Origin of the sequence: Enterococcus raffinosus (genome assembly GCF_001886185.1) — a bacterium.
Taxonomy (GTDB): domain Bacteria; phylum Bacillota; class Bacilli; order Lactobacillales; family Enterococcaceae; genus Enterococcus_A; species Enterococcus_A raffinosus.
Window position 1 is genome coordinate 42,791 of the sequence record NZ_JXLA01000007.1, and the last position, 20,107, is coordinate 62,897.

Genomic DNA, 20,107 nt, shown 5'->3' on the forward strand with positions numbered 1-20,107 from the left:
CTTAACGCTCATTCCAGTCTTTTTCGTATAATCGATAAGCAAAAAACTCAATGTCCTTAGCAAAACGGAACAGCTGCGCCGCAATTGTGATTGGCGGCTGATCCGCTCCAGCCAGCAACCAGTCGACCAAAATCCCACCGCAGCCATGAGCTAAAAAGCGAGCATAAAACTCTTTATCTGTTGGAGAAAGTTCTCCCTCTTGGTCCACCTCATCAAATAGACGAACGAACAAGCGTTGCGCCAATTCATTAAATTCTTTTGTGAGTACTTCCGGATTTGCCGTTACGGTATTCAAATAAAACTGATGACAAACCTGCATTTCTTTTAACATTTTCAGAACGGATTCTTCCCAATTGGTCAAGGCCAACTCGTCAGAAACTAGATACTGCAATCCTCGTTGATAGTATGCATAATGAAGCAGATCATTTTTGTCCTTGAAGTGATAATAAAATGTTTGGCGGTTTAAGCTGGCCATCTGACTGATATCTTGAACAGTTATTTTGTCGTATTTTTTTTCTTGGCACAATGCAACTAGTGATTGCACAAATGTTTCTTTGGTCGCTTTTCCTTCCGCCATCTTTTCACCTTCTATGCTTGATAAGGATAATTGAAATGTTCATAAGCCAACGGTGTTGCCATACGGCCCCGCGGCGTTCGTTTGATAAATCCTTTTTGAATCAGATACGGTTCGTACATATCTTCTACTGTTTCACGTTCTTCCCCAATATTTACTGCCAAAGTGCTTAAACCGATGGGGCCGCCATGATATAGTTCGATCATTGTTTTTAAAAGCTTCTGATCGACGTAATCTAATCCAGCTTCATCCACCTGCAATAAACGTAGTGCCTGATCCGCAATGGATTGATTGATCACACCGTCTGATTGCACTTGAGCAAAATCACGAATCCGTTTTAACAAACGGTTAGCGATTCGAGGCGTCCCCCGTGATCTTCGAGCGATCTCAACCGCTCCTTCTTCCACAATCTCTGTTTGGAAGATATCCGCCGAGCGCAAGACAATCTCCCGTAAATCTGTTTCCTCATAATATTCCATATGTGAAATGATCCCAAAGCGATCACGCAATGGCGCAGAAAGCATTCCTGCACGTGTCGTTGCACCTACTAAAGTAAATGGCGGTAACGGAAAATGAACCGGATGAGCAGTCGGCCCTTGCCCTACCATAATATCAACATAGTAATCCTCCATCGCTGAATATAAGGTTTCCTCCGCCACTCGCGGCAATCGATGAATCTCATCGATAAATAGTACATCTCCCGGTTCTAACTCATTCAAAATCGCGACTAAATCTCCCGGCCGTTCAATTGCAGGACCGCTGGTAGAGCGAATCTGCACATCCATTTCGTTCGCGATTACCATTGCCATCGTCGTTTTCCCTAACCCAGGCGGTCCGTAAAGCAGAACATGGTCTAACGCTTCCTGACGATTCTTCGCCGCCTCGATATAGATCGTAAGCTCTTGCTTAACCTTATCCTGACCGATATATTGTGCAAGATAACGAGGACGCAACGATTTTTCTAAACTTTTATCACTCTCATCCGCATCCGGTGAAAGCAAACGTTCTTCATCCATCTAGGTCGTCCTCCTATTTCTTCATCATTAATTTCAAAGCTGCCCGCAAATAATCGTCGGTGTTTTGCAGCGTTTCTTTTTCCAGTACTTTTTCTACTTTCTTGATCTCTTTTGGACTGTAGCCCAAGGCTTGCAGAGCTTCCATCGCTTCAGCCAGCGCAGTATCATCATTGCCCTCATAGAACAAGGACATCGGATCATCCACCAACTCAGCCAGCTTGCCTTTTAGATCCAAGACCATTTGCTGAGCCGTCTTCTTGCCGACTCCCGGGAATTTCGTCAGATAAGTCACGTCTCCAGCCTCGATAGCCTGAATCAGACCTTGGTGATCTTCATTTGCCATAATTGCTAATCCGCTTTTTGGTCCGATCCCCGAAACAGAAAGCAGACGTAAGAATAGTTCTTTTTCCGCCAAGGTTTCAAAACCGTATAATAAATGTGCATCCTCGCGAATGATCTGCTGCACATAGATTGTCACAGACTGCTCCATTTTACTGCTGTAGCGATAAGGATTTCCTAACGCGATTTGATAGCCGATGCCATTGACATCCAATACCACATAGCTTGGACTGATGAAGGTCAATCGACCTGTAATATATTCGTACATAATTAATCCTTTCTGATAGTAAGGAATGTTTCCTATACCTGTAATCCACAGTAATTCCTGTTTAATAAAATCAAGTATTGATTTATCCCCTATCCTTTCAACATAATTGAAAGGTTCGAAGGAAACCTAGAATTTCTGCACATATGTTCTCATTATTTTAGCACAAAAAGCGGCGGTTAAAAACTCTTACCGCCGAATCCTTGCAATAACTGTAGTAATGAGAAATAATCCTTCATTCGCAATTCTTGAGTAATCGCCAGTGTCGGTATTTCCTCTTCAATAAGCAGACTGGTTGTTAAACATAAATCACAATTTTCTAATGATTCTGCAAAAACGACTTGAAAATCATTGGCCAAAAACCGCCGCAAGTCTTCTTTTAAAATGGTTTCTTCAAATTCCGGCAGATCGGTCTGTAAGAAGATTCGAACAACAGGGTGGATCGTCAATTCCGGCAAACGACGCAAGACAGAAAGATAACGACCAAACAGAATAGATTCACTGCCGCCTTGGTCCGCTAAAATTTCCGTTACAAAGGCGACAAGCTGCGGCTGCTGTTTGGTGATATTCGTCCAAAAGGCCTTTCCATTGATGTTAAAGCGAATCATTGGAAACAATCGATGGTAAAGATGCCCACTGATCAAATAATTTTCGGCTTGCAGTGCCTGAAAATTTTTCCAGGTAGCTGAATCATTGATTTTCTTTTCCAATTGACGATACATCGCGTCAACCTCGGTCATTACACAAAAAGGCGCCTTGGATAATAACTGATGGATCTTTTCCGTAATCGCTGGAACATGATAGTATTCCTCCCGTGTGAGTAAATGCAAAAACAAGTTGCCCATGGCTTTTTCATTTTGGAAATAGGTAGGCATACTTGGCTTTATTTGGTAATAAAACTCCTTGAATAGCGCGTCATCGTTCAAAGCTTTCTGACTGTCCGAATGTTTTTCTAAGGAATGCTTTTGCACCTCTCGCAGCAGATGAGCTGCGACCAAATATTCCAACCGCTGCCTTTTGATCGGATTCAAGGACACCTGAAAAAATTGTTGAATGACAGTGCTGATAGTGCTCACTAATTCATGCTGCAATGGTGCAAATGGCCAGTCCTTTCCGCGGAACAAACGCCAATAATAAACGGATAAATACATTCGCACGACCGATTCTGGTGCGCGAAAAAGTACCTCTCCTCGATCAATGGCTATATCCAGCGGTGTCAGCTCCTTACGCAGATTCTTCACCTTACGACGAATGGTGGACTCGCTGCGATACAGCTTTTCGCTCAGCTCCTTGATCGTTCGTGCTTTTCCAGCAATCAATAAATGTAATATACGATAGGACAAGGAATGACGAATCAAATCTACTAAAAATTGATTTTGTTCCATCGTTTGATCCGCAATCAACAAGCGATACTGATTGCCTGTTCTTTCAAATAGCGGCAACTCTGTTTCAGTGAATCGGCGATAGTTCTTACTCAACTCTTCCAACAATCGTTGAACGCTGCGGCTGTCTAAACCGACTGTCTCAGCCAGATCGTTCTTTTTATGCGTTTTTCCATCATTCAACAGCTCCAGTAAACGGACACCAAAATAAATCTCTTTTTCGTAATTTTGTAAATCCAGCGCATTTATGTACATAAAAAAACCCCTTCACACTCTATTTTAGCAAAAGAGCGCAAGGAGCAGGTACTAAAGACCTTCAAACAAACGAAACAACAGCGGCAGCAGCGCCACCGTTACTAAGCCATTAACGCAAATGCATAAACCAGCCAAAATTCCTTCCAATTCGCCAATCTCAATGGCTCGGCCTGTCCCGATCGCATGGGAAGTACTGCCTAAAGCAATTCCCTTTGCCACAGGGCTTTGGATATTGAAAAGCTGGAAGACCTTTGTTCCTACCAAAGCACCAAAAATACCCGTAGATACAACAATCGCTAATGTTACTGGCGAAATCCCTCCCATCTGACTGGAAAGATCCACGGAAATTGCTGTCGTTACCGATTTTGGCAGCAAGGAAACAATTATTCCCTGCTTTAACGAAAACAGACGACCAATCCCGACACTCAATAAGCAATTAAGAACAACACCTACCAGCGTTCCTAAAATTACTGGTAGAAAATATTTCTTCAATTTGTCGAAATTTTGATACAGCGGCAAGGCCAACGCTACTGTCGCTGGTGTGATCATCATCGTGAATAAGTTTCCTCCCATATTGTACGCCTTGTAGCTGATCCCACTTAGCTTTAGTAAAACAATAATGAGAACAACACTTGCGATCAACGGGTTGATAAAAGGAATGTTGACTTTGCTCAACAGCTTTTCCATCAGGATATAAATCAGCAAGGTTAAGGCTAATCCGAAAAGCGGGTTATTCGCCAGCGCTGAGATCATCTGCTTCACCTCGCATTTTTTCAACTTTTTCAATGAGACGCGTCTTTTCATCACTGCTTCTTAGAGTGATTTTTTCGACAAATTCCGCTGTTTTCCCAACCGCTACTAAAGAAACGAGGGAACAGACCACCACTGCCCCAAGCAAAATCGGCCAAGTATATTTGATCGCCCCATAATATTGCATTAAACCGACACCAGCCGGCACAAATAAAATCGTCAAATGATTCAATAAAAAGTTCGCTGTATCCTCAATCGCCGTTGGTTTCAAAAGTTTGGTCTGGAAAGAAAGGAATAACAGTAAGATCCCGATAATACTTCCCGGCACGGGTAAATGAAAAAACATTCTTACGCCTTCTCCAATCACGGAATAGAGTAATAACAAACTTAACTCTTTAAACATCTTCATCGCTATCGCCTTTTCTAAAAATAAGATAGTTCTAGTATAGCGAATAAAAGGATATGTCCTCTCCAAGTTTTGTTAGAATTTTATACATTTTCTGAAAATCATTTTTCTAAACATTGCAAAAGACAGAACTCGCAGCTACTTCCTTTTTGAGGAAGTCTTTTTCTTTTGGAAAAAGGTGCTTTATTTTCACTTCGCATACGATTCTGCTAGACAGTTCGAGCCATTGGTTGAGACCTTTTTAGAAATTTCTTTTTGAACTGATTGAACTGCGAAAAGCAGAACTCGCAAAAAAGATGTACCTTGGTTGGGTACATCTTAGTTTACGAGCTCTTTGTATTGACTATAGCCGGCTTCGTCCATCTCTTCAAACGGAATAAAGCGTAATGCCGCGGAATTAATGCAGTAGCGTAAGCCGCCTTGATCCTGTGGACCATCATTGAATACATGTCCGAGGTGAGAATCCGCTTCTTTGCTGCGTACCTCTACTCGGTGCATGCCGTGAGAAAAATCAGCTTTCTCAGCCACTCCACGTTTTTCGATTGGACGGCTAAAGGCTGGCCATCCACAGCCGGCATCATACTTGTCGCTAGAAGAGAATAAAGGTTCACCACTAACAACATCAACATAAATACCTTTTTTATAAAAATCATCGTATTTGCCAGAAAATGGACGTTCTGTGGCATTTTCCTGTGTTACTGCATATTCCATTGGCGAGAGCTTCTTTTTCAATTCTTCTTGTTCCATTATTTTCCCCTCTTTCACGAATCCTTTGAATAGGCTGAGCATACACCCGCTGAAAAAAAGATACGAAGAATATGCTCAGCTCTTAAGGAATTCGCAGTCTCTGCTCTTGGCAAAAAAACAACACTAAGCAAAGGCTCAGTGTTGTTAGCTAACTCTTAATAGTCAAAATTTTTCAGCATTTGATTGACCGCGCCAACTGGAAAACCGACGATGCTGTAATAATCTCCTTCGATTTTTTCAACGAAGACGCCTGCGCCATTTTGGATACCATAAGCACCGGCCTTATCCTTGTAGTCATCGCTATCGAGATAACGATTGATTTCTTCCTCTGTCAAAAGGTAAAACGTTACTTTAGCGGAAGTTAATTTTTCTTCCACTTGGTCCCCTTTGCGAATGACTACAGAAGTATAGACTAAGTGGCTGCCGCCACTCATACTGTTTAACATGCCAAAGGCTTCTTCGCGACTTTTGGGCTTTCCTAAGATCTGTTCACCCAATACCACTACCGTATCACTGGCGATCACTAATGCTTCTGAGTGTATATCCGCAACGACCTTCGCCTTTTGTCGCGCCATTTCCATTACATAGTCGATGGGAGCATATTGATCTTTGACCTCTTCGTCGATGTCCGCAGGCTGAACACTGAAATCATCAATCAACCAACGCAATAATTCTTGACGCCTAGGTGACTGTGAAGCTAATATAACTGTCATTTTTCGCGCTCCTAACTAGTGTGGATCTTGAATTCGTTTAAACATCCGTTCCATATCACCATTGTTAAAGTGGATCAATACAGGACGACCATGAGGACAATTAAAAGGATTTTCACATTGAGCCAAATCCGTCAGCAAGACTCGTGCCTGGGCTTCATTCAAGTGATGATTAGCCTTGATGGATCGCTTGCAACTCATCATGATCGCAGTCGCTTCACGGAATTTTTTGACACTGACCGAACCGGTAATCAATAGCATATCGATCATCTCTCGGATAATACTTTCTTCCTGTCCCGCGGGATACCAGGTTGGGTGTGCCCGGACAATAAAACTATTCGGGCCAAACTCCTCTAAGTAAATACCAACCTCCTGCAAAAGTTCCGTCTGCTCCTTCAGTTTGATGGCGTCATTGTTGGGATAGTCCAATACAAAGGGAACTAACAGTTCCTGCAGATCATCTGAAACATCGCCGATTTTTTCACGGAAATACTCATATTTGATTCGCTCCTGTGCCGCATGCTGATCGATGATGTACAAGCCGTCTTTGCTTTGAGCGAACAAATACGTTCCATGCATTTGTCCAAAATATTCCAGCATCGGAAAACGTTCCTTCGGCTGCTCCTGCTCTAATTTCGTAATCGCTTGTTCAATCACCTTTTCACCGGATTGCGTACTTAAGTCAAACTCCGGATGATCGGCACTCACTGTTTCTTCGCAGCTTTCTTCTTCAACTGATGGTGGCTCTTCCACAAGCGGTTCAGATGTTTCTTCCACGATTGCTGCCTTCTCTGGCTCTTTTTCCAGAGGCACGGACATCGTCTTCTCCACGACTTCTTCCTTCAAAGGTACCGGTGTTTCAATTGTTTCTGGTTGTTTAGGTTCGACATAGAAAATACCGGTCTTCGGATCGTAGTTCAAGTCGCTTTTTTTCTTTGGCTGTTCCTCTAGCGGCAGGTCCAATTGTTCGGTTTGGATTTTTTCGACTTTGCGTTTGAAGCTTGGATTTTCACCCACATCTGGAATCAAATTAATCTGGCGCAGGCTCTCCGCAATCCCTCGACTAATCAAGTCCATTAGTTCTTTTTCTTTCGATAAGCGAACTTCCTGCTTGGTTGGATGAACATTCACGTCCACCAAAAGCGGGTCCATGGTGATCTCCAGCACCGCAATTGGATAACGGCCTACCATTAATTTTGATTGATAGCCGTTGATGATCGCTTTATTCAGAGCATAGTTCTTGATGTAACGACCATTGATGATCACGGATAAGTAATTTCGACTTGCCCGAGTTACCTCTGGCAGCGAGACGTACCCATTGAGGGTAAAATCTAAGTCCTTCGCCTCGACCTTTAGCATCTTCTTCGCTGTCGCTACCCCGTAGATACCAGCGAGCGTTTGCTTCAAGTCGCCACTGCCGCTGGTGCTTAACATCTTGTGTCCATCATGAACGAGTCGAAAGGCAATCTGAGGATGACTCAGTGCCATCCGATTCACAATGTCACCAATATTCGAAAGCTCGGTTTGAAGTGTCTTAACATATTTTAACCGAGCCGGCGTATTGAAAAACAGGTTTTCTACGGTGATCTTTGTCCCCGTTCGTAATGAAGTAGGACGCTGCTCTTCAATTTTGCCACCCTTCAAGAACAGATAAGACCCTTGTGTCTCATCAGCAGTCGCTGTCTCCAAGGTCATTTCAGAAACAGAGGCAATTGAGGGCAGGGCTTCTCCACGGAACCCCAATGTTCGAATGCGGAACAGGTCATCCCGATTATGGATTTTGCTGGTGGCGTGTCGTTTAAACGCATTTTCCACATCGTCTTGACTGATGCCTTCACCATTATCCACGATCTGAATTTTTTTCAGTCCGGCTTCTTCGATTAGAATATCGATTTGGGTCGCCTTCGCATCAATAGCATTTTCGACTAATTCCTTAACGACCGAGGCTGGACGTTCGACAACCTCTCCGGCCGCGATCTGATTGGCTAAGCGTTCGGATAATTCTTGGATTTTCCCCATCGTATCCGTCCTTTCTTCGTGTTAAATCCGTTTTTGTAATTCGTATAGGAAGTTTAATGCCTCCATTGGATTCATTTCAAGTAAATTGGCTTTCTTGATACTATCCACAACTCCTAATTCAGCAGTGGATACTTCGTTGAACAAAGAGAGTTGCTCCGTTTCTTCAACGACTTCCATATTTTTCTGTATCGGCGTATCGGCTTCCAAAGCGGATAAAATCGTTGCCGCACGGGAAAGCAAGTCGGTAGGCATACCAGCGATTTTGGCTACGTGAATCCCGTAGCTTTTATCAGCGGGACCATCCATTAATTTGTGCAGGAAGACAACTTCGCCGTTCTGCTCTACAGCACCCACGTGCACATTTTTTAGCTGCGGCAAAGTTTCTTCTAAGACTGTCAATTCATGATAGTGGGTTGAAAATAGCGTCTTGGCCTTAACATTTTTGTGGATGTATTCAATGATTGCCTGTGCTAAGGCCATTCCGTCGTAAGTTGCTGTTCCACGACCCAATTCGTCAAACAGAATCAAACTGTTTGGTGTCGCATGACGCAACGCTTGATTCGCCTCCATCATTTCCACCATGAAAGTGGATTGTCCCGCAATCAAATCATCACTAGCTCCGATTCTGGTAAAGATCTGATCGAAAATCGGCAGCTCCGCACTTTCCGCAGGGACAAAACAGCCCATTTGCGCCATGATCACTGTCAACGCTAATTGTCGCATGTAGGTACTTTTCCCAGACATATTCGGTCCAGTAATCAATAGCAGCAATTCATCTGGATTCATGTGGACGCTGTTTGGGATGTATTCTTGATGCCCCAAGACCTTCTCCACAACTGGATGACGACCTTCGTTGATCTGCAAATTATGGGTACCGACTTCCATTGTCGGCTGCACGTATTGATAACGCTCGCTGACTGTTGCAAAGCTTTGCAGCACATCAGTTGCACTCAAGCTTTTCGCGAGTTTTTGCAAACGTGTAATCGCCTGTTTGACTTCATTTCGTACTTCTAGGAAAAGGTTGTATTCTAGCGCAACCGATTTTTCTTCGGCTTCCAAAATCAAGGTTTCTAGCTTCTTCAATTCTGGCGTGATAAAGCGTTCCGCATTCGCTAAAGTTTGTTTCCGCTCGTATTTGCCTTCTTCTAGATTGGCCAAGTTAGACTTCGTAATCTCGATATAGTAGCCAAACACACGGTTATAGCCAACTTTTAAGGTCTTGATCCCTGTTGCTTCACGCTCGCGGGCTTCCAATTCTGCCAGCCAGGTTTTGCCGTTTTTCATGGCTTCCCGATATTGATCCAGTTGTTCGTTGTACCCGTCTTTGATGACATTTCCTTCAGTGATTTGCAGCGGTGCATCATCGGTGATCGCTTTTTCAATCAAATTGACCAGATCATCCATAGGCTCCATATCAACCAGCAGATCGTTCCATTCTCCCTGATTGATCCCAGTCAGCAATTGGCGAATCTGTGGCACCTGCATCAACGAGGTCTTCAATTGAATCAAATCACGTCCATTGACGCTCCCAAAAGCAACCCGACCAGCTAAGCGCTCCAAATCATACACTTTCGTCAGTGCTTCATTCAGATCCATCCGTTCAAAATACGCGTTCAATAAAGAAGAAACCATCGCTTGACGAGCATTGATCTGGCGTTTTTGAATCAATGGACGATCAATCCATTGCTTCAGTAAACGTCCGCCCATCGCGGTCTTCGTTTCATCTAAGAGCCACAGTAAGGTCCCTTGTTTTTTCCCTGTTCGGATCGAACGAGTCAATTCCAAGTTGGTTTTAGAGAAATAATCCAGCTTCAAAAAATGCTCCGGCTGATATTCCTCAGCTTTTTGAATATGTCCTAAGCTGCGTTTTTGTGTGACAGATAGATACGTCAACAGCTTGCCGGTCGCTTCTTTTTCTAGCTCATCGGTGATGTCCGCGGTTAAAAAGCTGAATTCAGCATTGTCTTCGATCGTTTCCTGCTGTGAAAAGACGAGGCCTAGGCGTTCCGCCAAATTTTTCTGCAACGCTTCTGGAATCTCGCTGCCTAAAACAATCTCTTTCGTTTGCAGAGCTGTCGCTTCATTCATTACCGCTTCTTCATCGTGTAACAATGCAGTTTTTAACTCCCCTGTCGAAAGATCGACATAAGCAAACCCAAATTTATCTTTAACTTGTGTGACTGCGGTCAAAAAGTTATTGGCTTTGGCTTCGATGCCCTTGCCTTCCATCAACGTTCCAGGTGTGATCAACTGGACGACTTCTCTTTTGACCATCCCTTTGGCTTGTTTGGGATCCTCCATTTGCTCACAAATGGCTACTTTATAGCCTTGTTCAACCAAGGTATCAATGTACCCTTGAGCTGAATGGTGGGGGACTCCGCACATAGGAATCGGATCCTCCGCATTCCGATTTCGGCTGGTTAGTGTAAGCTCCAATAGCTGTGAAACCTTGATCGCATCCTCATTAAAGAGCTCGTAAAAATCTCCCAAACGGTAAAATAAAAATGCGTCTTTATATTGTTCCTTGATCGCCAAATATTGTTCCATCATCGGCGTATTTTTCGTTTTTTGAGGCATTATTGCGCTCCCTCCTCTGTTGCTTCATCTGCTTCTATCGCGGCATTGACCTCTTTTTGGATCATATTGGTCAAGTGCTGCAGCAGGTCGTTTGCTTCAAATAGCTGTTCGCGGTATGCGATGACTAATGGATGCTGATCGAATTCTTTAGTCAGACGATCCGCTTCCTTCAATGCTTCTCGTTCTGCTTCGGGTTTGCCGTAGTGGGCAAACTGTACCGCATCTTTTTGTGCAGCTTTGATGCCTTCTTCTAATTCCTGAAGTGTGTCGTTTTCTTCTACTCGTTTTTTCAGCTGTTGAAAACGGATAATTATTTCATTTTCCCCTAATAATGCGGTTAAATGAGATAAAGCCGCTTCAACGGCGGCTTCATTTGCTAGATTCATTTTATCCCTCTGCTTCTATTCTCTAAATGGACGATCCTCGTTGATTAAAACTGTTTCAATCTTTTGTCCGTGACCGTTCTTATCAATGTCGATCACGCAAGCCGATAACACTGTTCGACCTTCTTCGATCACTTCAAAACGATGCGGCAGTGCGGTTAAAAATTTTTCAATGATCGGTTCTTTCTTCATTCCTAAAATACCATCGTAAGGTCCAGTCATTCCAACATCTGTCAGATAAGCTGTTCCCTTAGGTAAAATTCGTGCATCATTGGTTTGAACATGGGTATGGGTGCCCACGACTGCCGAAACACGGCCATCTGCGAACCAGCCCATCGCCTGTTTTTCACTCGTTGTTTCTCCATGGAAATCCACAAAAATGTAAGGCGTACGCTTCTGTGCTTCAGTGATCAACTGATCCGCGATACGAAAAGGATCGTCTAGATCTGTCATGAATGAACGTCCCTGCAGGTTGATGATCGCAAGCTCTAGGTCGTTCACCTTCACATATAGATGGCCCTTCCCTGGTGCACCTTCTGGAAAGTTCGCAGGTCGGATCATTTTCTTCGCGTCAGTTATAAATTCAAAAATCGCTTTGTTGTCCCACGTATGGTTCCCCATCGTTACAACATCAACACCATCTTGCAAAAATTTCTTATAGATTTTTTCCGTAATTCCACGACCAGCTGCCGCGTTCTCGCCATTGACGATCGTCAACTGTGGATGGTATTTCTTCTTCAATCGCGGTAAATAATCGCTCAGCATTTGCCGACCTAACGAACCAACAACATCCCCAATGAATAATAAGCGCACTTTTTTTCCCCTTCTCTAGTTAAGCATCTTGTCTTATTATAGTTGTTTTTGCTTGAAAATAAAAGATTCCATTCAACTTGCTGAAGGCAATTAAAAAACTGCAGGCAGTCGTTCACCCGCAGTTTCTACTTTTTAAACAACCTCGGCGGCGCCATCCTTATCCCAATGCGCATTTTGTTCATTTTCCGAGTGATAACTTTTCACATGCTCCCATTTCTCAGGGTCTTGCTGGTAGGTGTTAAAATCCAGTTCATCGATCAGCCATTTTTTCTGTTCTTCCTCATAAACAAGGCTGGCAATCGCATTTTGTCTATCTGAAAACAGCGCTTCATCGATTCCGACTTCCTCCACCAATTGCATCGAACGTTTAAGATCAATGTACAAGTCCAATTGAACCTTCGTTTGGCCGTTGTTTACCGAGATCGAATCACAATCAATCTTAATGTTCTGAAACTGCTGATCGAAGCTCTTTAAGTAGGGCTTCAATTGATCAAAGCCCGTCTTCATCTCTTCCTTATGCTCCTTGGAGGCTATCAGTTGTGAGACGTTCAGACCGTCACGAATCCCTTGATTAAAGGAATCAAAATAGTTGACCGCTGAGGCTAGCAAATGTTTTTGAAAGGCTTGATTCCCTTCATACAAGCTATTTTCTTTAACCGTCAACCGCTGATCCTCTGAATTCAGGTCGACTGTTTCCTTGGCTTCTTTTGCACCAAATTTTGGATGTGCCATTTCATAGACTACATCGTATTCGCCTGGCAAGAAAGGGCCGAAGGTATATTTATTCCAGTCTTCCACATAGTCACCGGAGACTTCTTGGCCTTGAATGGAGGCTCTAAGCTCTGTGCCCTTAGGCAATTCAATGACAAGAAAACGAGCCGTTGGATAGATCTGAGCCGGCTTTCTAAAGGAAGAGCCTTCTTCAATCGTGAAATGCCCTTCCTTTTTCAGCAGCTTCACAACCTGTTCTTTTTTCATCTTCTTTACCTGCTGATAAAAGACGGTTCGTGCATTTTTTGAAATCTTTTTTTTGTTGGAATAGCTGGGCATGTATTGTTTTACTGTCTCAGTATCCTTTTCAATAAGTGCCGTTGCAAGGCGCTCCACCGTTGCCTCTTCACTGTTTCTATAACTGGAGTAGCTGATGAAACCAAAAACAGTTATGGCTATTATGGCAATAACTGCCAGCGTTCCAGTCTTTCTATTCATCAAGCCCGCCTCTAAAGGCCGCTTTCATTGATTTAAAATAGTAATTCCGGCTTTCATTCGCTGAGTTGATTTCCCACTTGCCGTCTTTTTTCTCAAGCTTCACTTGGTAGCCTTCACCGTTCATATTGTCATCAGTATTAATCGGTGCTTCATTGATTTTCGCTGGCAATTCCTGCAGCAAATATTTTTCAGCATCGCGACGAACACTAGTATAGTCTGTATATTTCCCCTCATTTTCCTCTACGAATTTATCCGTAATAGATTCTGTATCAACATCATCTAAAAATACCATTTCCGGACGAACGTAAATCACCGCGGATTCAGGGAAGAATTCCTTAAAGCTATAGGTCACTTTGCCTTTTTCCGCATTTGTCTGCTGGATCTGTGTAATGACTTTGTCCAGTTCCGCTGTTGATGGCTCGTAGTCAGAGAATTCGTCCTTCAAACTATTGATGCTCTCTTCTTTGAAGGTTTTTCTTTCCGCGTCCACATCGTTAGCCAATTCAAGTTTTCCAGCAGCTTTCTTCTCTTCCTCTTTCACTTCATCAGAACCATAAAAGACTTTTGTGATATACTGCCCTGTCAAGGCCTGAACAGCTTTTGTATCATCATTGTATTTCTTTGTGTTCAGCTTCAGCTCAACACCCTCATCTTTGTCTTCATCTGAATAATACATTGGTTTATAGTGCAGCTCATATTCCGCATCTTTTTTCACTTCAAAAACTAGCGGCTCCGTAAAACTCTTATCTTCAGACAGACTTTCACTACTCATTACTTTAAAGTTATCATTCGAGTCATAAACATGCTCCGAAGAAACTTTTTTCCCATCTTCATCATACAAAGCAAAATCAGTAGAGGAAACATCTAATTTGTCCTTAGATTTGTTTTTGACTTTGATATCCAATGCCAAAAAGCCCGTTTCATCATCAACCTTTTCCCCATCAGGGATGATGTAACTACCGCCTTCGACACTCAATTCAACCTTAGAAGATTGTGCTGTATTTTCCTTTTTATCTTCTTTTTTCGACTCACCGCCGCCTGAACAAGCAGTCAATGTTAGTAACAAGCTGCTCAGTAAAACCAATCCGCTAAAAACCCTAAACTTTTTCATGCGTACTCCTCCTAAATACCCTATTTAATAAGCACATAAAAAAACACTTATTATCTATATGATAAACGGAAAATAGCGTCTTCGTCAACACCGTTAAAGAAATTAGCAACAAGTCGATAGAATTTAAAAAAACAAACAAAATTAATAAAGCAAAATGTTGAAATAGAATCTTATAATATTTAATTCTATTTAATTTGTCATTTTCTCCTTCGTTTTCTTTCAATCAACGAAACATTTCCTGCTTAGTTTCTTAATTGTGTCGTTCTCATTTTTTTAGAAAATTGGTTTTTTATCTGAATTTTATTTTTTTTAGGAACAAAATACTCAAAGGCTTCAATAATTGACTAATGACTGGTCGCTCGATTAAAAAGCACGTAAAAACGAACCGAGAGTCCTCCCCCAGTTCGTTTAATCACTACTTATTAATGAACCAATTCTAATTGGCGTAAAGCTTTGTAAATACCATCTTGATCGTTTGTATCAGTCACGAGATTGGCTGCTTCTTTGACGTGAGTTGCCGCATTGCCCATCGCAACCCCTGTTCCTGCCAAGTTCAACATTTCAATGTCATTATTGCCATCGCCGAAAGTAACGATGTTTTCTGGTTTAATCCCGACTTTTTTCGCTAAAGCCAAAATCGTTTGCGCTTTTGAGCCAGGATTTGGAATAATATCGACACTGTTCTCATGCCAACGGACCAAACGAAATTCTGGAAAGGCCGCTTGGAATTCTTCATCCATTGACTGATCATAAAAGGCACAGCCTTGATAGACCTCATGTTTAGAGAAATAATCTTCTTCATATTCTGGCGCTTGCTGTCCAAAAGAATTCATTGCATTGCTTACTTTTGACGCGTCAAAATCCGTCACACGTCCAAAGGAATCTAGCCCGAAAAGCATGATGTCGACTTCACGTGCACTTGCGAATTCAATCATCCGAGTCAGGGCTTCGCGATCAAGCGTATGCTTATAGACTTGCTCATGATCTAAAAAGCCAGCCGATCCGTTACAGATGATATAATTCGAACAACCTAATTGATGAATCACATCACCAGCCAACAAGCGGGAACGTCCCGTCGCAATAGTCACTAAGTGTCCAGCTTCACGTAATGCCTTCAACGCCTTCATCGTGCTGTCCAATGGTTTTCTTTGGCTGCTCAACAAGGTCCCGTCAATGTCTAGTGCGATTAATTTTCTTTCCAAAATTTATCTCTCCATTTATATGTATTTGCTGCCCTCACGTAGGGCTAACTTACTTAATGAATGCTGCTGCATAAAATTTCTTACCCAATCAGGATTCACTTTACTATAATCTCGCAATGCCCAGCCGATCGCCTTCTGGATAAAAAACTCCTCGGTCGTCAAATCTGCTAAGATCGCTTGCGCCAATAACTCTGTATCGGTTTGCTCTTTAAACATCAACTGTAAGTTGATCGCTACTCGCCGATACCAAAAATTTTCGTGCTGATAAAAAAACGCATAAACCCGTTTGATCTCCGTAGGATGCGCCAAAACCCACGTAGAAAAAACTTTGCGCCAAGCGTCAATACTGTCCCACCAAGTTTTTTCCCCTAACAAAGGAAGCAATGCTGCCAAATCATCTAGCGAAAAACGTTTGATGTTCTTTTGAGCCAAATCAATTGCATAATATTGATACTCTCGCTCTTCTTTGTAGAAATTGCGAAAAATCTCCTCTAACAGCTCTGGCATCGGCAGCTTCAGGCTTTCCTTTAAATAAGGACGTTCCAGCAATGCACGCTGTGGTTTTTTGACGCCGCAAAAAGGAAAAAGGTTTTTCATATAACGAGTCATTGGTCCAATATTTTCAATTTGATGCGGAAAAATCAAAGGTTCCATCTTTTCCTCCTTCATTGTAGAGAAGTTTCAGAGAATTTGCAAAATGTTATTCCGTAATTCTCCGTCAATATTTTCACTGACTTTGAAAGAAAGTAATCGTTTTTTGCCAGCACCCAACAATTAACACATTTTTTTCAAAAAAGCAACAGCTGAACTTGACTCAAGCCACGTTTTTCAGTTATACTGACCTTTGTGTAAAATAATGCAGCAGAAGAATAATAGCCCGTCCCTAGTTCGTTGCCAGCATTGGTTCAATTGTGTAACCGCGGCTGCGAAGGTGAAGATTGAAGAACGAACTACACGGATATGAATTTTTCAACGGATTATTTTACTCCAAAACAATTTATTGGAGGAATTTTTAATGTCTCGTTATACAGGACCATCATGGAAACAATCTCGTCGTCTTGGTATCTCATTATCAGGAACAGGTAAAGAATTAGCACGTCGTCCATACGCTCCAGGTCAACATGGACCAAACAGCCGTGGAAAGAAATCTGAATACGGCTTGCAAATGTCAGAAAAACAAAAATTACGTTTCATCTACGGATTAAACGAACGTCAATTCCGTAACTTATTCGTACGCGCTAGCAAAATCAAAGAAGGTAAACACGGTGTTAACTTCATGATCTTACTAGAACGTCGTCTAGATAACGTGGTTTACCGTCTAGGTTTGGCTTCAACTCGTCGTCAAGCTCGTCAATTAGTTAACCACGGTCACGTAACTGTCGATGGCAAACGTGTTGACATCGCTTCATACGAAGTAGAAGTTGGTCAAGTTGTCGGTATCCGTGAAAAATCTAAAAACATGGTTACAGTAAAAGAAGCAGTTGAATCAGCTGTTGGTCGTCCTGCTTTCGTAAGCTTCGACGATGAAAAATTAGAAGGTTCATTGTCTCGTTTACCAGAACGTGATGAAATCAACCCAGAAATCGACGAATCATTAGTCGTTGAATTCTACAACAAATTAATGTAAGACTTCTTACAGACACCCAAATCCTTTTTCATGGATTTGGGTGTTTTTTTCAACTTCGATACGTCACAACGCAAGCTAAAGTGTATCATTTACTTATGGAGGGAACAAAAATGAAAAAAGCAGAAACTGTCGAAACACTTGCTACTATCGAAGAAGTTGTTACTGCAGCTCCCCAAAAATTGTCATCGGAAACGCAAAATTTGCGATTGTCTCTTATGTGGTGGATGGATTTAAACACATTTCTAAAAGAAGTATTACCGTCCCATTAAGTTATCAAGTTGGTGATACCATAAAAATCAGATACGATAAAAATGATCCTACCAAAATCAAACGAATCAGATAGGCCGATTTAGGTCATTTCCTGGATATCTTTCATGCACCAAAACACCCGCGGGTCTGAGTAGAAAACCGCGGGTGTAGCTGCATATTAATTAATAATCTAACTGCTTTAAGCGCAGCTTCGCTTCTTCTTCATTAATGAACTCGATGGTATAAAGCTGCGCAATGTCTTGCTTCAAATTTTCTAATTTTGTATCTTCTTCAAAAAAGTTCATCACTCGCAAAACGGCCTGTGCCAGCACAGTTCCTGATCCTCCAGACCCCAATTGAAAGCCTAATTCAGCAGTTTCAGACACTCTGCTTCCTTCGATTTCTTTCAATAATTCTCTGAAATCACCTTCAACAAGGAACTCTTCTTCCTTCTCTTTCACTTTTTGTCTTAGCTCATTGATATTCGTTACTTGATAGAGCGCGTCACTATCACGAATTGATCTCAATTCCTCTAATACCTCTGCAGGTGTGGTAGCTAATCCCTTCGCCAATAACTCAAGCGTTTCTTCTGAATAGCTGTCTGGATTCTGTTTGCTGATTCTAGCCAATTTTTGTTCCGAAAGCTCTTCTTTTTTTGAGAGCTCGCTCCTTGTTATGCCCTTCTTCTTCAAATAAATATCTAGAACATTTTTCATCACTTTTCCTCCTTCACATCTATTAATTTTTGTTTTTACTAAAGTCGATAACGTAATCGATTTACAAATAGACACAAGGCAAAAATCCCAAGATCAACACCAAAAGATTCAAGGTGCAGAGGTACATCACCTAATTGATAAATCGCTAATCCCGGAGTCACTATTAAATTGATATCTTGACCGGTTTTATTAAAGTGTACAACTCGAATAACCATCTGCACGATGTGTAAAAGTAGGATGATTCCAAAGCTCATTGCCATAGAATCAAAGACGATTTTTCTTACCAGTTCATCATTCTTCCTAAAAATTTCTTTGACTAAAAAATATATTGAAGACCCAAGTGCATACAGAGCCAACAAACCAAAAATAAGCAATGCCCCTGCTATATAATTATTCACACCCGATATACGGAAAAAGCCCATTCATTAATCCTTCCCTTCATCCAAATAAAAAATTTCATCAAACGGCCTATCAAAGTAAGCCGCTATTTTCAATGAAAGCTCTAAACTAGGATTATACTTTCCTTTTTCGATCGCAGTCATTGTTTGGCGTGAAACCCCCAGTGCCTGAGCCATTTCTTTTTGTGGAATCTTCTTTTCTTCTCTGATTTCTCGAATATGATTTACGACACTCAATTTCTTCGCTCCTAGTAAAGATATCTTTACTAAATCATAAGTCATTCTTCACCTACAGTAAAGAAATACTTGTATAGCTGGAAGAAGCTGCTAAATCTTTCACTTATCGGTTATTGACGAATATTGGCTTATCAATGATAATGATTAGATGATATTGAATGAAAAAGAAAAGGGTGGAAAAATGAAATATTGTCCCAATTGTGGTGCGGAATTACGAGCGGAAGCGAAGTTTTGTCCGGCCTGCGGATTCAATTTGGAGCAAGGAACTCCAAACGAAGACGACAATAACGAACCTTTTGTTCAAGTACAACCAAAGGATCACTTTGAACTAGAGCTAGAAAAAGCGGAAGGCTTAAATGTTACACGTGCTGACATTAAAAAGCATGCCCAAGAGAAATTATCCGGCAGGTATGGAGAATGGTGTAAAACGATCCTTCTCCTGATTGGTGCAAACATTGTCGCAGGTTTTATTTTCCAATTTGCTTATGTCCGCTTCTTTACCAATAGCATTTTAGGTCTTGTTTCTCCTTATGGCTATTACAATTACAATTATGATTATAGCTATGGTTACAGTCGTCCATTTTCCGGTGTTTCGACCTTCTTATGGTTTTTAGTGATGATTGCTGCGCTGATCTTAATATTACTGATTGCCGCACTTTCTACAGCTGTTTTACAATGGTGTGCGATTCACACGCTGCGAGGCAATCGTGCAGATGGGCTGCAAATTTTTGCTTATTTTATCAAAGCACAAAAAAATCGCGTCTTAAAAGCAAATGTTTTAATGGCCATCTACACGTTCTTCTGGTCACTACTTTTCGTTATCCCAGGAATTGTAAAAAGCGCTTCTTATGCAATGACTAATTACTTACTAGAAAAAGACGACACCTTGAGCGCTTCGGATGCGATTTTGCTAAGCCGTCAAATTATGGATGGCTATAAAATGGAATTTTTGATTCTGCGCTATTCCTTCTTTTTCTGGAATTTGATCGCATTCTTCCAAGTTACAAACTTCTACATTATGCCTTATCAAAATGTTACTGAGATTCAATTCTTAGACATGCTTTATAATCACTATGTAGAAAAACATAGTGAAGCTTAAAAAGAAACGTCAGCTAAAAATAT

The 20,107-nt window shown here is 41.8% G+C and carries 22 protein-coding genes; 3 read left to right on the plus strand and 19 right to left on the minus strand.

What is annotated here, in order from left to right:
• Position 1: 1 nt before the first annotated feature.
• The 16 genes from RV13_RS05160 to RV13_RS05235 form a co-directional block, all read right to left on the minus strand.
• The gene (locus RV13_RS05160; RefSeq protein WP_010745299.1) at positions 2-577 is read right to left on the minus strand and encodes a TetR/AcrR family transcriptional regulator; all 576 of its coding nucleotides are present in this window, start codon (positions 575-577) and stop codon (positions 2-4) included.
• 11 nt (positions 578-588) lie between these two features.
• Entirely contained in the window at positions 589-1,590 is a 1,002-nt protein-coding gene (gene ruvB, locus RV13_RS05165) for a Holliday junction branch migration DNA helicase RuvB (protein ID WP_010745298.1), read from the minus strand.
• 13 nt (positions 1,591-1,603) lie between these two features.
• Positions 1,604-2,197, minus strand: a complete 594-nt coding sequence (ruvA, locus tag RV13_RS05170) for a Holliday junction branch migration protein RuvA (RefSeq protein ID WP_010745297.1) — start codon at positions 2,195-2,197, stop codon at positions 1,604-1,606.
• 176 nt (positions 2,198-2,373) lie between these two features.
• Entirely contained in the window at positions 2,374-3,831 is a 1,458-nt protein-coding gene (locus RV13_RS05175; protein ID WP_010745296.1) for a helix-turn-helix domain-containing protein, read from the minus strand.
• A 51-nt stretch (positions 3,832-3,882) separates the two neighbouring features.
• Positions 3,883-4,581 (minus strand): LrgB family protein, encoded by a 699-nt coding sequence (locus tag RV13_RS05180; RefSeq protein WP_371085610.1) that lies wholly within the window; start codon positions 4,579-4,581, stop codon positions 3,883-3,885.
• The gene (locus RV13_RS05185) at positions 4,562-4,990 is read right to left on the minus strand and encodes a CidA/LrgA family protein (RefSeq protein ID WP_010745294.1); all 429 of its coding nucleotides are present in this window, start codon (positions 4,988-4,990) and stop codon (positions 4,562-4,564) included. The genes RV13_RS05180 and RV13_RS05185 overlap by 20 nt, the downstream gene beginning before the upstream one ends.
• Positions 4,991-5,305: 315 nt before the next feature.
• Positions 5,306-5,734, minus strand: a complete 429-nt coding sequence (msrB, locus tag RV13_RS05190) for a peptide-methionine (R)-S-oxide reductase MsrB (protein ID WP_010745293.1) — start codon at positions 5,732-5,734, stop codon at positions 5,306-5,308.
• A gap of 155 nt (positions 5,735-5,889) precedes the next feature.
• The gene (locus RV13_RS05195) at positions 5,890-6,447 is read right to left on the minus strand and encodes a Maf family protein (protein WP_010745292.1); all 558 of its coding nucleotides are present in this window, start codon (positions 6,445-6,447) and stop codon (positions 5,890-5,892) included.
• 15 nt (positions 6,448-6,462) lie between these two features.
• Entirely contained in the window at positions 6,463-8,463 is a 2,001-nt protein-coding gene (mutL, locus tag RV13_RS05200; RefSeq protein ID WP_010745291.1) for a DNA mismatch repair endonuclease MutL, read from the minus strand.
• Between the two features lie 21 nt (positions 8,464-8,484).
• Positions 8,485-11,040: a DNA mismatch repair protein MutS gene (gene mutS, locus RV13_RS05205; RefSeq protein ID WP_010745290.1), complete on the minus strand. Its 2,556-nt coding sequence runs from the start codon at positions 11,038-11,040 to the stop codon at positions 8,485-8,487.
• Positions 11,040-11,426, minus strand: coding sequence for a YlbF family regulator (locus tag RV13_RS05210; RefSeq protein ID WP_010745289.1), 387 nt, complete (start codon positions 11,424-11,426; stop codon positions 11,040-11,042). The genes mutS and RV13_RS05210 overlap by 1 nt, the downstream gene beginning before the upstream one ends.
• Before the next feature lie 15 nt (positions 11,427-11,441).
• Positions 11,442-12,236, minus strand: coding sequence for a TIGR00282 family metallophosphoesterase (locus RV13_RS05215; RefSeq protein ID WP_010745288.1), 795 nt, complete (start codon positions 12,234-12,236; stop codon positions 11,442-11,444).
• A gap of 132 nt (positions 12,237-12,368) precedes the next feature.
• Complete coding sequence (locus tag RV13_RS05220; RefSeq protein WP_010745287.1) at positions 12,369-13,445, minus strand: zinc ribbon domain-containing protein; 1,077 nt, start codon at positions 13,443-13,445, stop codon at positions 12,369-12,371.
• A complete protein-coding gene (locus tag RV13_RS05225) occupies positions 13,438-14,556 on the minus strand; it encodes a DUF4352 domain-containing protein (RefSeq protein ID WP_010745286.1) in 1,119 nt (372 codons plus the stop codon). The genes RV13_RS05220 and RV13_RS05225 overlap by 8 nt, the downstream gene beginning before the upstream one ends.
• Before the next feature lie 422 nt (positions 14,557-14,978).
• Positions 14,979-15,758 carry a Cof-type HAD-IIB family hydrolase gene (locus RV13_RS05230; protein ID WP_010745285.1) on the minus strand — a complete coding sequence of 260 codons (780 nt, stop codon included), beginning with the start codon at positions 15,756-15,758 and terminating at the stop codon, positions 14,979-14,981.
• 15 nt (positions 15,759-15,773) lie between these two features.
• A complete protein-coding gene (locus RV13_RS05235; protein ID WP_010745284.1) occupies positions 15,774-16,412 on the minus strand; it encodes a DNA alkylation repair protein in 639 nt (212 codons plus the stop codon).
• Between the two features lie 361 nt (positions 16,413-16,773).
• On the opposite strand from RV13_RS05235, the gene rpsD reads away from it, so the two are divergent.
• Together rpsD and RV13_RS20980 are read left to right on the plus strand one after the other, a co-directional pair.
• Positions 16,774-17,385: a 30S ribosomal protein S4 gene (gene rpsD, locus RV13_RS05240; protein ID WP_010745283.1), complete on the plus strand. Its 612-nt coding sequence runs from the start codon at positions 16,774-16,776 to the stop codon at positions 17,383-17,385.
• A 110-nt stretch (positions 17,386-17,495) separates the two neighbouring features.
• Entirely contained in the window at positions 17,496-17,654 is a 159-nt protein-coding gene (locus RV13_RS20980) for a hypothetical protein (RefSeq protein ID WP_156424137.1), read from the plus strand.
• Between the two features lie 162 nt (positions 17,655-17,816).
• On the opposite strand, the gene RV13_RS05245 is transcribed toward RV13_RS20980, so the two are convergent.
• Genes RV13_RS05245 through RV13_RS05255 form a run of 3 tightly spaced genes read right to left on the minus strand, consistent with a single transcriptional unit; the run spans position 17,817 to position 18,985 of the window.
• Positions 17,817-18,350 (minus strand): helix-turn-helix domain-containing protein, encoded by a 534-nt coding sequence (locus tag RV13_RS05245; protein WP_010745281.1) that lies wholly within the window; start codon positions 18,348-18,350, stop codon positions 17,817-17,819.
• Between the two features lie 38 nt (positions 18,351-18,388).
• Complete coding sequence (locus RV13_RS05250) at positions 18,389-18,772, minus strand: hypothetical protein (RefSeq protein WP_010745280.1); 384 nt, start codon at positions 18,770-18,772, stop codon at positions 18,389-18,391.
• A 3-nt stretch (positions 18,773-18,775) separates the two neighbouring features.
• Positions 18,776-18,985, minus strand: coding sequence for a helix-turn-helix transcriptional regulator (locus RV13_RS05255; RefSeq protein ID WP_028020024.1), 210 nt, complete (start codon positions 18,983-18,985; stop codon positions 18,776-18,778).
• A gap of 181 nt (positions 18,986-19,166) precedes the next feature.
• Between RV13_RS05255 and RV13_RS05260 the strand changes: the two genes are divergently transcribed.
• The gene (locus tag RV13_RS05260) at positions 19,167-20,084 is read left to right on the plus strand and encodes a DUF975 family protein (RefSeq protein ID WP_028020025.1); all 918 of its coding nucleotides are present in this window, start codon (positions 19,167-19,169) and stop codon (positions 20,082-20,084) included.
• The last annotated feature ends 23 nt before the right edge of the window (positions 20,085-20,107 follow it).

Coding starts and splice junctions, on each gene's coding strand:
- RV13_RS05225 (WP_010745286.1), bottom strand. CDS start 14,556: ATGAAAAAGTTTAGGGTTTTTAGCGGATTGGTTTTACTGAGCAGCTTG.
- RV13_RS05235 (WP_010745284.1), bottom strand. CDS start 16,412: ATGGAACCTTTGATTTTTCCGCATCAAATTGAAAATATTGGACCAATG.
- ruvA (WP_010745297.1), bottom strand. CDS start 2,197: ATGTACGAATATATTACAGGTCGATTGACCTTCATCAGTCCAAGCTAT.
- msrB (WP_010745293.1), bottom strand. CDS start 5,734: ATGGAACAAGAAGAATTGAAAAAGAAGCTCTCGCCAATGGAATATGCA.
- RV13_RS05160 (WP_010745299.1), bottom strand. CDS start 577: ATGGCGGAAGGAAAAGCGACCAAAGAAACATTTGTGCAATCACTAGTT.
- RV13_RS05195 (WP_010745292.1), bottom strand. CDS start 6,447: ATGACAGTTATATTAGCTTCACAGTCACCTAGGCGTCAAGAATTATTG.
- RV13_RS05220 (WP_010745287.1), bottom strand. CDS start 13,445: ATGAATAGAAAGACTGGAACGCTGGCAGTTATTGCCATAATAGCCATA.
- ruvB (WP_010745298.1), bottom strand. CDS start 1,590: ATGGATGAAGAACGTTTGCTTTCACCGGATGCGGATGAGAGTGATAAA.
- RV13_RS05260 (WP_028020025.1), top strand. CDS start 19,167: ATGAAATATTGTCCCAATTGTGGTGCGGAATTACGAGCGGAAGCGAAG.
- mutS (WP_010745290.1), bottom strand. CDS start 11,040: ATGCCTCAAAAAACGAAAAATACGCCGATGATGGAACAATATTTGGCG.
- RV13_RS05185 (WP_010745294.1), bottom strand. CDS start 4,990: ATGAAGATGTTTAAAGAGTTAAGTTTGTTATTACTCTATTCCGTGATT.
- RV13_RS05210 (WP_010745289.1), bottom strand. CDS start 11,426: ATGAATCTAGCAAATGAAGCCGCCGTTGAAGCGGCTTTATCTCATTTA.
- mutL (WP_010745291.1), bottom strand. CDS start 8,463: ATGGGGAAAATCCAAGAATTATCCGAACGCTTAGCCAATCAGATCGCG.
- RV13_RS20980 (WP_156424137.1), top strand. CDS start 17,496: ATGAAAAAAGCAGAAACTGTCGAAACACTTGCTACTATCGAAGAAGTT.
- RV13_RS05250 (WP_010745280.1), bottom strand. CDS start 18,772: ATGGGCTTTTTCCGTATATCGGGTGTGAATAATTATATAGCAGGGGCA.
- rpsD (WP_010745283.1), top strand. CDS start 16,774: ATGTCTCGTTATACAGGACCATCATGGAAACAATCTCGTCGTCTTGGT.
- RV13_RS05175 (WP_010745296.1), bottom strand. CDS start 3,831: ATGTACATAAATGCGCTGGATTTACAAAATTACGAAAAAGAGATTTAT.
- RV13_RS05245 (WP_010745281.1), bottom strand. CDS start 18,350: ATGAAAAATGTTCTAGATATTTATTTGAAGAAGAAGGGCATAACAAGG.